Origin of the sequence: Mycobacterium sp. 1245801.1 (assembly GCF_001673055.1) — a bacterium.
In the GTDB taxonomy this organism is placed as follows: Bacteria; Actinomycetota; Actinomycetes; order Mycobacteriales; family Mycobacteriaceae; genus Mycobacterium; species Mycobacterium europaeum_A.
In genome coordinates this window covers 1-12,774 of record NZ_LZKY01000349.1, presented here as the reverse complement: position 1 = coordinate 12,774, position 12,774 = coordinate 1, and the positions used below count along the sequence as shown (strand labels likewise).

The 12,774-nt window shown below is 67.6% G+C and carries 8 protein-coding genes and 1 pseudogene; 7 read left to right on the top strand and 2 right to left on the bottom strand.

All coding sequences use genetic code 11. From position 1 onward, the window contains the following. Window positions 1-346: 346 nt before the first annotated feature. Entirely contained in the window at window positions 347-1,321 is a 975-nt protein-coding gene (locus A5622_RS21680) for an endopeptidase (RefSeq protein ID WP_066881123.1), read from the bottom strand. Window positions 1,322-1,386: 65 nt separating this feature from the next. Further along, window positions 1,387-2,154, bottom strand: coding sequence for a TVP38/TMEM64 family protein (locus tag A5622_RS21675; RefSeq protein WP_066881121.1), 768 nt, complete (start codon window positions 2,152-2,154; stop codon window positions 1,387-1,389). A gap of 180 nt (window positions 2,155-2,334) precedes the next feature. Here A5622_RS21675 and mutA point away from each other — a divergent pair, with 180 nt between their 5' ends. The 7 genes and pseudogenes from mutA to A5622_RS21640 form a co-directional block, all read left to right on the top strand. Continuing rightward, window positions 2,335-4,212 (top strand): methylmalonyl-CoA mutase small subunit, encoded by a 1,878-nt coding sequence (mutA, locus tag A5622_RS21670; RefSeq protein WP_066881119.1) that lies wholly within the window; start codon window positions 2,335-2,337, stop codon window positions 4,210-4,212. 5 nt (window positions 4,213-4,217) lie between these two features. Then, window positions 4,218-6,485 carry a methylmalonyl-CoA mutase gene (gene scpA, locus A5622_RS21665; RefSeq protein ID WP_066881117.1) on the top strand — a complete coding sequence of 756 codons (2,268 nt, stop codon included), beginning with the start codon at window positions 4,218-4,220 and terminating at the stop codon, window positions 6,483-6,485. Between the two features lie 79 nt (window positions 6,486-6,564). Beyond that, window positions 6,565-7,556, top strand: a pseudogene (gene meaB, locus A5622_RS21660) (methylmalonyl Co-A mutase-associated GTPase MeaB). Between the two features lie 52 nt (window positions 7,557-7,608). Beyond that, on the top strand, window positions 7,609-8,895 hold the full coding sequence (locus A5622_RS21655) for a serine hydrolase domain-containing protein (RefSeq protein ID WP_066881113.1): 1,287 nt from the start codon (window positions 7,609-7,611) through the stop codon (window positions 8,893-8,895). 242 nt (window positions 8,896-9,137) lie between these two features. Further along, window positions 9,138-10,298, top strand: coding sequence for an acyltransferase (locus A5622_RS21650; RefSeq protein ID WP_082990537.1), 1,161 nt, complete (start codon window positions 9,138-9,140; stop codon window positions 10,296-10,298). 292 nt (window positions 10,299-10,590) lie between these two features. Further along, window positions 10,591-11,505, top strand: coding sequence for a sulfotransferase family protein (locus A5622_RS21645; protein WP_066865908.1), 915 nt, complete (start codon window positions 10,591-10,593; stop codon window positions 11,503-11,505). Between the two features lie 535 nt (window positions 11,506-12,040). Then, on the top strand, window positions 12,041-12,774 hold a 734-nt coding region (locus tag A5622_RS21640), incomplete at its 3' end, for a sulfotransferase family protein (RefSeq protein ID WP_066881154.1).

Sequence of the window (12,774 nt, the reverse complement as noted above, 5' to 3'; positions counted from 1 at the left end):
CCGGTCCACCGGGCCCCGGCCCCCACGGTTGCCCCGGGCCTGGCGGGGGCGGGGGCGGATCCGCACTCGCCGCGGCCGCGCCGAAACCCGCCGCGGCGACCCCAAGGGCGCCCGCGAGCAACGAACCGGCGATGAGTTCTCTGATCTTCACTGGGTCCATCCATCCTCTCTGTCGACGTGTTCCTGCACCCGGTCGGCGCGAATTCGGTCTGCTCGCACCGCGTTTACCGGTCACCGTGCCCCCGCGCCGGCGAGCCGGAGGCGATGAGGCGACGGTAGGAAGTCAGCCTGAAGCGGACCTGAAGATGAAGGGAATGCAGCGCCCCGGGGCGCTAGCCAGCGCCCGTCAGCGCGGGGAAGCCGGCGCGGTCACCGCCGTCAGATGCCAGGTGTCCAGCCAGGGCCGCACCAATTCGGCGACGGAGAACTTGGCCCGGGCCGCGCACCCGGCTTTGGGGGTGTAGGGGTCGCCGCCGCGGATGAGGATGCCGACGGCGCTGACGGTGCCGTCCTTTTCGTAGTGATACACCGGGCCGCCCGAATCGCCGCACCGACCGCTCGCCAGGAATACGACCTTGCTGCCGGTGATCTCCACGATCTGCCCGCAGGCGTCGGCACCGGAGCCCATGCCGAACTTGCACAACTGCTGGCCGATCTGCAGGTTGGTGGCCACGCCGGTGACCGCCAACGACGAGGCGATCGCCGAGGACTGGGGAATGTTTTCGCCGTCCAGCGCGATCAGGCCGATGTCGTGCTGCTCGTTGTGCACCCCCTCGTTGACCGTCTTGCGGAAGGTGCCCACCGTCGCGTAGGGCAGGACGCCGCCCAGGTTCATCGTCACCCTGCTGGGTTGCCCGGGGCGGTTGCAATGCCCGGCGGTCAGAATCCCGGCCGCGCCGCCGCTGGTGTGCACCAGAAAGCCTGCGGTGCAACCCATTCCACCCGAGCCGTCGGCGTAGGCGACGTAGATTCCCGCCCCGGGGCCCACCGCACTGGCGGCGGGCAGATCGATCGGTGCCAGGACGGGCGGCGGCGGCGCCGGCTGCTGCGCCGGCGTGGTGGCCCTGGGGTATAGGCAGACGGCCGTCACCAGGGCGGTGACGCTGCACACCGCCGCGAGGGTGAGCAATGAGGTATGGATCCTGGCGCGGCGGGGGTGCACGCGCAAGCTGGCGAGCAGGCTCCTTTTCGGCTTGCTACGCAGCTCGCCCGGACCGGGTAGGAACCCCAGCATGGCGAGTACCGCCAACACCAGGGCGCTCAGGGGCAACGCGACAGTACGAGCCGGCGAGTATGGCGTCCCCCAGCTCGCGACCTCCATCGCGTACACCACTCCATTAGATCGATCTTTGCCGCACCGCGCGGCGGTCTTACCGAAGTTGGTGATCAGCTGACGGCGGCCGGCTCGGGGGAGGCTTCCTCGTCGAGCGGACGGCGCGCACGGCGGTGGTGCCGACGGAAGTGGCGGATCTCGACGATCAGCCCGGCCAGTCCCAGCGCGCTGGTGATCGCCGACACCAGATACAGCAGCGCGCTGATGTGACCGGCGAGCGCATCGCCCAGGACGACCACGGCGGTGGTGCCGGGCAGCAACCCGGCCAGGGTCGCCACCGCGTAGGGCAGCACCCGCACGCTCGACGCGCCCGCGGCGTAGTTGAGCGCCGAGAACGGCACCGCGGGAATCAGCCGCAGCGACAAGATGGCCAGCCAGCCCCGTTGCCGCAGGCGCTCTTCCACCGTTTCGATCGATCGGTAACGCGCCAGCCGGTTCAGCCGCCAGCCGGCCGCGCGCACCAGCAGCAGCGCGATCATCGCGCTCGCGGTGCTGGCGACCACCGCGATGGCGACGCCGAGCAGTGGTCCGAACAGCAGTCCGGCGGCCAGGGTGAACGCGGTGCGCGGAACGGGCACCACCGTCACGACGATGTGGGCGATCAAGAACGCCAGGGGGAACCACGGTCCGACGGACTGCGCCCAGTCGCGCATCTGCACCGGTGAGGGCAGCGGAAGCCACGTCGCCAGCACCACCAGCGCTGTGATGCCCACCACTGTCCAGGCGATCCGCGACCGGGACACGCTTCGCGCGGCGACGCCGATGGCGCAGCCGAGATCGCGCAGCGTTTCGGTGATTTTGCTGGTGGCGGAACCCGTCACGGCTTCCTAGGGTACGGGTCGCGGGTGAATAAGGCGTTGCCCGACGCTGGCGTTTCATCGGCAATCGTGACCGCCCGGCGCACCTGGCGGTTTTTAGCGACGAGCGGTCATCAATTAGCCTCAATAGCTAAGTGGTATCCCCAGAGCTGTAGCCCAAATGCTGGGAAAAGGGAGCAATCGGTGTCCATTGATGTACCCGAGCTCGCCGACCTAGAACAGGTTCGCGGGCGTTGGCGCAGTGCGGTCGCCGGTGTGCTGGCTAAAAGCACCCGGAAGGACCCCGAGCAGTTGGGGGACGCGCCCGAGCGGCTGCTGGAAACCCCGACGTATGACGGGATCGCGATCCGCGCGCTCTACACCGCGCTCGACGAATTGCCGGAACCGCCGCTGCCGGGCGAGTGGCCCTTTGTGCGCGGCGGCGACGCGCTGCGCGACGTCAAGTCCGGCTGGAAGGTCGCCGAGGCGTTCCCCGCGACGCCGGTGCCCGGTGTGGCGGCAAAGGACGTCAACTCCGCGGTGCTCGACGCGCTCGGCAACGGGGCCGGCGCCGTGGTGCTGCGGATCGGGGAGTCGGGCGTGGCGCCCGACCAGCTGGGCGAGGTGCTCGAGGGCGTCTACCTGAGCATGGCGCCGCTGATCCTCGAGGCCGGCGCCGACTACGTGGCGGCCGGCGACGTGGCGCTGGCGCTGGCGGACGCGGTCGAACCCGACCAGCGCGCCACCCTGTCGATCGACCTGGGCGGTGACCCGCTGAGCGTGGCGCTCAGCGAGCGGCCCGCGCCGAAGATCGAGGACGTGGTCGCGGTGGCCAAGCGGGCCGCCGATCACACCGGGGTGCGCGCGATCACCGTCGACGGGCCCGCCTTTCACAACCTCGGCGCGAACGCGACGTGGGAGGTCGCCGCGAGTGTGGCGGCCGCGGTGAGTTACCTACGGGTGCTCACCGAATCGGGGCTGACGATCGGCCAGGCGTTGCGGCAGATCAGCTTCCGGTTCGCCGCCGACGACGACCAGTTCATCACGATCGCCAAGTTCCGCGCCGCCCGCAACCTGTGGGCGCGCGTCGCCGAAGTCGTCGGCGAGCCGGACGCCGGCGCGGCGGTCGTCCACGCCGAGACGTCGCTGCCGATGATGACCCAGCGCGACCCGTGGGTGAACATGCTGCGCTGCACCCTGGCCGCCTTTGGTGCCGGCGTCGGTGGCGCCGACTCCCTGCTGGTGTTCCCGTTCGATGTGGCCATCGACGGCGGATTCCCGGACGTGGCAACGAGTTTCGCCCGCCGCATCGCGCGCAACACGCAGCTGCTGCTGCTCGAAGAGTCACATGTGGGCCGGGTGCTGGACCCGGCCGGTGGCTCCTGGTTCGTAGAGGACCTCACCCGCCGCCTGGCCGAGCAGGCCTGGGAGCATTTCCAGGCCATCGAGGCCCACGGCGGATTCACGCAAGCCCGCGATTTCATCGCCGGTCAGATCGCCGAGGTCGCCGCTCGCCGCAGCGACGACATCGCGCACCGCCGGACGGCCATCACCGGCGTCAACGAATTCCCCAACCTCACCGAACCGCCTTTGCCGCAAAGCGATTCGACGTATTCGCCGCTCGCCGCCGGGAAGCTGGTGCGTTACGCCGCGGAGTTCGAGGCGTTGCGGGATCGCTCGGACGCGTACCTGGCCCGCACCGGATCGCGCCCGCAGGTGCTGTTGCTGCCGCTGGGTCCGCTGGCCGAGAACAACATCCGCGCGACGTTCGCCTCGAACCTGCTGGCTTCCGGCGGTATCGAGGCGATCAACCCGGGAACGGTCGACGCCGACGGTGTCGGCTCGGCGGTGACCGATGCCGGGTCGCCGACGGTGGCGGTCATCTGCGGCACCGACAAGCGCTACCAGGCCGAGGCCTCGGGCGTCGTGCGGGCGGCGCGGGACGCCGGCATCGCGCGCGTCTATCTGGCCGGGCCCGACAAGGCCGTGGCCGACGCCGAGCACCAACCGGACCAATTCCTGACCGCGAAAATCAATGCGGTGCAAACTCTGTCGGATCTGCTCACAAGGCTGGGGGCGTAGTTACGATGACGACCACTGCACCTGCTGTCGGCAGCTTCGCCGACGTGCCGCTGCACAGCGAGCGGGCGATCGCACCGGCGACCGAAGCCGCCGTGAAAGAACACGTGGCCGCGGCGGCGGCCGCGCATCTGTACACACCCGACCAACTGCAATGGCAGACACCGGAAGACATCGACGTCAAACCGGTCTACATCGGCGCCGACCGCGCCGCCGTGGAGGCCGACGGGTATCCGCTGCACAGTTTTCCCGGCGAGCCGCCGTTCGTGCGCGGGCCCTATCCGACGATGTATGTCAACCAGCCGTGGACGATTCGGCAGTATGCCGGCTTCTCCACCGCCGCGGAGTCCAACGCGTTCTACCGGCGCAACCTGGCCGCCGGCCAGAAGGGCTTGTCGGTGGCCTTCGACCTGGCCACCCACCGCGGGTACGACTCCGACCATCCGCGCGTGCAGGGTGACGTCGGAATGGCCGGTGTGGCAATCGATTCCATCCTCGACATGCGCCAGCTGTTCGACGGCATCGACCTGTCGACGGTGTCGGTGTCGATGACCATGAACGGCGCGGTGCTGCCGATCCTGGCGCTGTATGTGGTGGCCGCCGAGGAGCAGGGGGTGCCGCCGGAGAAGCTGGCCGGCACCATCCAGAACGACATCCTCAAAGAGTTCATGGTGCGCAACACCTACATCTATCCGCCCAAGCCGTCGATGCGCATCATCTCCGACATCTTCGCCTACACCAGCGCGAAGATGCCGAAGTTCAACTCCATCTCGATCTCCGGCTACCACATCCAGGAGGCCGGTGCCACAGCCGATTTGGAGCTGGCCTACACGCTGGCCGACGGGGTCGACTACATCAAGGCCGGCCTGGACGCCGAGCTGGACATCGACAAGTTCGCGCCCCGGCTGTCCTTCTTCTGGGGCATCGGGATGAACTTCTTCATGGAGGTCGCCAAGCTGCGGGCGGGCCGGCTTTTGTGGAGCGAGCTGGTGTCCCAGTTCAACCCGAAGAACGCCAAATCGCTGTCGCTGCGCACACATTCGCAGACCTCCGGCTGGTCGCTGACCGCGCAGGACGCCTTCAACAACGTCGCCCGCACCTGCATCGAGGCGATGGCCGCCACGCAGGGTCACACCCAGTCGCTGCACACCAACGCGCTCGACGAGGCGCTGGCGCTGCCCACCGACTTCTCGGCCCGCATCGCCCGCAACACCCAGCTGGTGCTGCAGCAGGAGTCGGGCACCACGCGGCCCATCGACCCGTGGGCGGGCTCGTACTACCTCGAATGGCTGACGCATCAACTCGCGCAGAAGGCCCGCGCCCACATCGCCGAGGTCACCGAGCACGGCGGCATGGCCCAGGCCATCAGCGACGGCATCCCCAAGCTGCGCATCGAGGAGGCGGCCGCGCGCACCCAGGCCCGCATCGACTCCGGCATCCAGCCGGTGATCGGGGTCAACAAGTACCAGGTCGAAGAGGACCAGGAGGTCGAGGTCCTCAAGGTCGAGAACAGCCGGGTGCGGGCCGAGCAACTGGCCAAATTGCAAGAGCTGCGGGCGAATCGGGACCAGAGGGCCGTCGACGCGGCGCTCGCGGAACTGTCGCGCGCCGCGGCCGCCCATTCCGGCGCAGCCGGTAAGGGGGACCGAGACGGGTTGGGCAACAACCTGCTGGCGCTGGCCATCGACGCGGCCCGGCACAAGGCCACTGTCGGCGAGATCTCCGACGCGCTGGAGAAGGTGTATGGCCGCCACCAGGCGGAGATCCGTACTATCGCCGGGGTCTACCGCGACGAAGCTGGAAAGGCCACGAACATGGCAACCGCGACCGAACTCGTCGAGAAGTTCGCGGAAGCCGACGGTCGCCGCCCCAGGATCCTGGTGGCCAAGATGGGCCAGGACGGCCACGACCGCGGCCAGAAGGTGATCGCGACGGCGTTCGCGGACATCGGATTCGACGTCGACGTCGGATCTTTGTTCTCCACGCCCGAGGAGGTGGCCCGCCAGGCCGCCGACAACGACGTGCACGTGGTCGGGGTGTCCTCGCTGGCGGCCGGTCACCTGACGCTGGTGCCCGCGCTGCGCGAGGCGATGGCCGAGGTGGGGCGGCCCGACATCATGATCGTGGTGGGCGGCGTCATCCCGCCGGGTGACTTCGACGAGCTCTACGAGGCCGGGGCCGCCGCCATCTTCCCGCCCGGGACGGTGATCGCCGACGCCGCAATCGGCTTGCTGCACAAGCTCGCCGAGCGGCTGGGTTACGACATCGGCCAGTGACCGCAATTTCTGCCGCTCACGTAACGCTTCGGCGAAGAATGGCACCGATTTTCGCCTTGGCGTTACAGGCGGCGGCCCAATGAGCGCGCGGACGGCGAAGCAACTGGCCGAGGCGGTCCGCAACGGCGACCGCGCGGCCTTGCCGCGGGCCATCACGCTGCTGGAGTCCACCCGCGCCGACCACCGCGAAAAGGCGCAGCAGCTGCTGCTGGAGCTGACGCCGGACTCGGGCAACGCCTATCGCGTCGGCATCACCGGGATCCCCGGGGTGGGCAAGTCCACCAGCATCGAGGCGCTCGGCATGCACCTGATCGAGCTGGGCCACCGGGTGGCGGTGCTGGCCGTCGATCCGTCATCGACGCGGACCGGCGGCTCGATCCTGGGCGACAAGACCCGGATGGCGCGCCTGGCAATGCATCCGGATGCATACATTCGGCCCTCGCCCACCTCGGGCACCCTGGGTGGGGTGGCCAAGGCCACCCGCGAAACGGCGGTGCTGCTCGAGGCCGCCGGCTACGACGTGATCCTGATCGAGACCGTCGGGGTCGGTCAGTCCGAGGTGACGGTGGCCAACATGGTCGACACCTTCGTGCTGCTGACCCTGGCGCGTGGGGGCGACCAGCTGCAGGGCATCAAGAAGGGTGTGCTGGAGCTGGCCGACATCGTCGTGGTGAACAAGGCCGACGGCGATCACCTCGCCGAGGCCCGGTCGGCGGCGCGCGAGCTGTCCGGGGCGATCAGGCTGATCCACCCGCGTGAAACGCTCTGGCGGCCGCCCGTTCTCACGATGAGCGCAGCCGAGGGGACCGGCCTCGAGGAACTGTGGGACACCATCGAACGGCATCGCCAGGTGCTCAGCGAGGCGGGGGAGTTCGAGGCGCGCCGCCGGGAGCAGCTGGTCGACTGGACCTGGCAGATGGTGCGCGACACGGTGCTGGACCGGTTGTTGTCCAGCCCGGCGGTGCGCAAGATCCGCGCCGACGTGGAGCGCAAGGTCAAGGCGGGGGAGCTGACTCCCGCGCTGGCCGCCCAGCAAATATTGACGGCCGCGTCGGGCTAACGGATAGGTAAATAATCTAGATTTCGCTCCTACCGGTTGTGTAATGGAAGTAAATTCAAAGTTGTGACGGTGGATACCCGAGTCGATCGCCGCGCGGTCCGTGTCCACGATGACCTTGACGCAGGTCATCGTGTGTCCGGCGCGGCGGACTCACACTTCGGTTGCGTCGTTCGTAGTTTCGCCAGCATGTTCCCCGCGCGCCGGTTCGGTGGCGGGGCGCTGGCCGTCTATGTCGACGGCCAGCCCGTCGTGGACGTCTGGACGGGGTGGGCCGACCGGGCCGGGCAGCGGCCGTGGACGGAGAACACCGCCCCGATGGTTTTCTCGGCGACCAAGGGGATGGCCGCCACCGTCATCCACCGGCTCGCCGACCGGGGGCTGATCGACTACGACGCGCCCGTTGCCGAGTACTGGCCCCAGTTCGCGGCCAACGGCAAGGCCGACATGACCGTGCGCCAGGTGATGCGACACCAGGCCGGCCTGTCCGGCCTGCGCGGCGCCACCCAGGAAGAACTGCTCGATCACGTCGTGATGGAGGAGAAGCTGGCCGCGGCGGCGCCCGGACGGCTGCTGGGCAAATCGGCGTACCACGCGCTGACCTTCGGCTGGCTGATGTCCGGCCTGGGCCGGGCCGTGACCGGCAAGGGCATGGCCACGCTGATCCGCGAGGAGCTCGCCGAGCCGTTGGGCACCGACGGGCTGCACCTCGGCCGCCCGCCGGCCCAGGCGCCGACGCGGGTCGCCGAGATCATCTGCCCGCAAAACGTGATCGGGAACCCCGTCGTCAGCTACGTGACGCGCAAGGTGGCCAACGAGATGTCCGGGGCGTACCGGTCGATGTACTTCAAGGGTCTGATCGCCGCCGTTCAGGGCGACGCCCCCTTGCTGGACGCGGAGATCCCGGCGGCCAACGGCGTAGCGACGGCGCGCGGGCTGGCCCGGATGTATGGCGCCATCGCCAATGGCGGCGAGGTGGACGGCATCCGCTTCCTGTCCCGTCAGCTGGTCGCGGGCCTGACCGGGGAGCGGAGCCTGCGGCCGGACCGAAACCTGTACGTGCCGTTGGCTTTCCACTTGGGATATCACAGTTTGCCGATCGGCAGTGTGATGCCCGGCTTCGGTCACGTCGGGATGGGTGGCTCGCTCGGATGGGCCGACCCCGCCTCGGGAGTGGCGTTCTCGCTGGTGCACAACCGGCTGCTGACACCCCTGGTGATGACCGATCACGCGGCGTTCGTCGGGATCTATGCGTTGATCCGCCGGGCGGCGGAGAAGGTGCGCAAGCACGGCTTCCGCCCGGTCACCGAGTTCGGTGCGCCGTTCGCCGAGCCGGGAGCCGTCGCCGGCTGACGGTCCAACGACGCCGAGAGGCGCTGAAAGAGTCTGGCCGCACCCGCACGGGTGAATTGCGAGCGCTGTACTCTGTGCGGGTGTTTGCCCCGTCCATTTCCGTGCATTCCGCGGTGTCGCCGGAATGCCGGTCAGTGATCTGCGCTCTGGGGGCGCGCTGATGGCCGGACGGCGATATTCGCAGCCAGGAAAGCGGCAAACTCAGGTCGCCTGGTCGAACGCATCGGAATCGAAACCCGTATATGAGTACGAACCCGAAAGTTCCCGGCCCCCACACGACGACCCGCGGCCGGCCAAAGCGGCCCCGGGCGGCTAGCCCCAGACTCGCGCAGGTATTCGACGCACGCAACAACGCACTGAACGCTTGGCGATTGGTGCTGGCGTCGGGCGTCATCCTCCAACACTCATGGCCGCTGACCGGCCGCAAATTGCCCGCACTGGGCGAGCAGCTGCTCACCCAGGTGTGGGTCGACGGGTTTTTCGTCGTCTCGGGATTCCTCATCACCTCCAGCTGGGTCCGCAACCCGCGCCTCCGCGAATACTTCGTCGCCAGAATCCTGCGTATCTTCCCTGGACTGTGGGTCTGCCTGGCGGTGGTGGCCTTCGTCGCCGCCCCGATCGGGGTCGCGATCCAAGGGGGTTCGGCCGCCAGGTTGCTGCTCTCACCCGCACCGATCACTTACTGGCTGAACAACGCGGTATTGAACGTCTATCACGCCGGCATCGACGGAACGCCCAAAAATGTCCCGTTCCCGGGGGTTTGGGACGGGGTGCTATGGACCCTCATCTTCGAGATGTTCTGCTACATCGCCGTTGCCGTCGCCGGCGTGGCCGGCCTGTTCAATCGTCGGTGGCCCGCGCCGGTGGTGTTCGCATTCTTCCTGGTGGCCGCGGTGCTCGTGTCATATCCCGTTGCGGCGGTGCCGACGCTTTTCCAGATGATCACGCGTTTCGCGCTCGTGTTCGCGGCGGGCGCGGTGCTGCATGAGTTTCGGGACGTGATTCCCGCTCGATGGTCACTGGTGGCCGTGAGCGCCGCCATCGTCGTGGTGGCCGGCGTGCTGGTGCCCAACTATCGGATACTCGCCGCGCTTCCGCTGGCCTACGCCGTCGTCGTCTCCGGCGCGCTGATCCACAACAGGCGCTTGCGGTTACGCACCGACCTCTCTTACGGCGTGTACATCTACGCGTGGCCCGTGCAGCAGCTGCTGGTCATCTGCGGCCTGGCCTTCCTGCCCCCGCTGGCGTTCGCGGTGGTCGCCGGAGTGGCCACGCTGCCGTTAGCCGCGCTCAGCTGGTTCCTGGTCGAGAAGCGCGCGCTGTCCCTCAAATCCCGCTTCAAGCGCCGAACGCGTGGATGGGTTGGCGCACCACCGCCCGCGGACGCCGTTCCGGCCGAATAAGTCGCGGGAAGCCGTGATGATTCGGCGGTTGTGCAAATAATGCACAACACTCGCACGATTTAAGGCGGCGGCGTAGTGCTCGGAAACGGGTAATTGAACATCGCCCGAGAAATTGCAAAGTCATGCATAATTACCCGAGATCCGGGGGCCCGCCAGACGCGAACTGAAAGGTATGGGTTCCGCGATGACGCCTGCCCGGACGAGTCAATCCGCCGAATGCGCCGTCGATCTTCCGGCGCGTTCCTCCCAACCGGGCACCACGGTTCGCCCCGTCGCGCTGTTCGTCCTCGGCATGGCGCGATCGGGGACGTCGGCGTTGACCCGGGTGCTGTCGCTGTGCGGAAGCACCCTGCCGGCCGGCATGTGCGGTGCCGACGGCAACAACCCGCGCGGCTATTGGGAGCCACGCGCGGCCATCATGCTCAACGAGACGATCCTGCGCCGCCACGCCAGCAACTGGTACGACCCAACCCTGCGCCTGCAGGAGGAGTACGCGTTCGGCGCCGAGGAGAAGAGCGCCTGTGTCGCCGAGATCGCCGCCTACCTCGGCACGCTGCCGGCGGCGCCGCTGGTGGTGATCAAGGAGCCGAGGATCACGGCGCTCTCCGGACTCTGGTTCGAGGCGGCGCGCCAGGTCGGCTTCGACGTCGCCGCGGTGATCGCGGTGCGCCACCCACAAGAGGTCGTGGCCTCGGCGGCAAAGTATGTCCAAACTTCCGCCGAACTCTCCAGCGCCCTATGGCTCAAATACAATCTGCTGGCCGAACGGCACACCCGCGGGATGCCGCGCGTGTTCGTCGACTACGCCAACCTCCTCGACGACTGGCATCGCGAGATGAAACGGATTGCCACCACGCTCGAAATCGATCTGGACACCGCCGAAGAGAGTGCGATCGAGGAGTTCCTGACGCCCGATCTTCGCCGCCAGCGATACTGCGGCCCGGTGGCCGACCATTTTGGCACCGACTGGATCTCCGCGGTCTATGCAGCGTTGCGCGCGGCCGCTCAGGACGACCCTTTGCATGTCTCGACGCTGGACCGGGTTTTCGAGTCGTATCAGGCCAGTGAGCGTGATTTCCGCATGGCCTTCACCGAATTCCACACCCGGACGCACAGCGTGGTTCGCCGGCTGTTCAGGCCGTTCATCGTCAAGCGGATCCTCGAGCTCGGCGCGATGCTGCATCGGCGCCGGGGCGCCTGGGCTTAGCGTCGTGGCGGTCAGCGTCTTGACGAACACGTCGGTCTCGGCGCGGTTCGCCCCCCGCGGCCGAGATCGTTTGTTAAAGTAACCATGCTGTGTGCGCGGGAGTGGCCGCTGATCTGTCGACACGGCCGCGAGCGCCTGCCGACTTGGCTTACCGGGATGGACGTTCGAGATTGAAGCCACTTTAGAAGGCCGTCGATGCAATTCGTCCGCGCGTCATCCAAACATCAAGTAAGCGACACGGATTCGTAAAAATGGTGTCCTGATCCGTCGGGCCGGGTTATAGTCCTTAGCGGGCGCAATGATCCGATGTAATTGACCCCGGGGGGCGAAGTTGACGGTCGCAAGGCAGACCTGACTCCGCATGCGGGAGCTCGGTAAATAATCTTCCCTTTTGTCAAACATGTTGTGAGGCCTGGAATTCAGGCTTCCGGTAATCGGTGCGCGCCGTCGGTCGGCCCGGCATCGAATCGGAAAGGCATGAATTACAAGAGAATCCGGAAGTCGGCCAGGACGAGTGAAAGGTTTTCGATTCGCGATGAGATTGCCCCGGACGAGCAGGCCAGCCGAGAACGCCGCCGATTTCTCCGGCAATACCCGTCCGGTCGTTCTGTTCGTCCTAGGGCCGCAACGGTCCGGAACCTCGGCGCTTACCCGGGTGCTGTCGTTGTGCGGTGGCACGCTGCCGGCGGCGATGCTGGGTGCCGACGCGAACAATCCGCTCGGCTACTGGGAGCCGCGGGCGGCCATCTCGCTCAACGAAACAATCCTGCGCCGTCTCGGGACCAATTGGTACGACCCGTCATTGCGCTTCCTGGACGACGACGCCGTGGCCCGCGACGAGAACAAGGCCTGCGTCGAGAAGATCGCCGCCTATCTGTCCACCCTGCCCGCGGCCCCGCTGGTGGTGATCAAGGAACCCCGGATCACCACGCTCTCCGACCTGTGGTTCGAGGCGGCGCGTCAGGCGGGATTCGACGTCGCGTCGGTGATCGCGGTACGTCACCCGCAGGAGGTCATCTCGTCGATCGTCAAGTCCTGGCACGTCTCTCCCGCGCTCGCGAGTGCCCTGTGGCTGAAATGCAACATCCTCGCCGAGCGAAACACTCGCGGCGTGCCACGCGTATTCGTCGACTATGCGAATCTTCTCGATGACTGGCGCCGGGAGATGAAGCGCATTTCCACCGAGCTGCCGGTCGAATTGCACACCCAGGACGAGGCCGCGATCGAACAGTTCATCACCCCCGGTCTGCATCGCCAGCGGCACCGCGG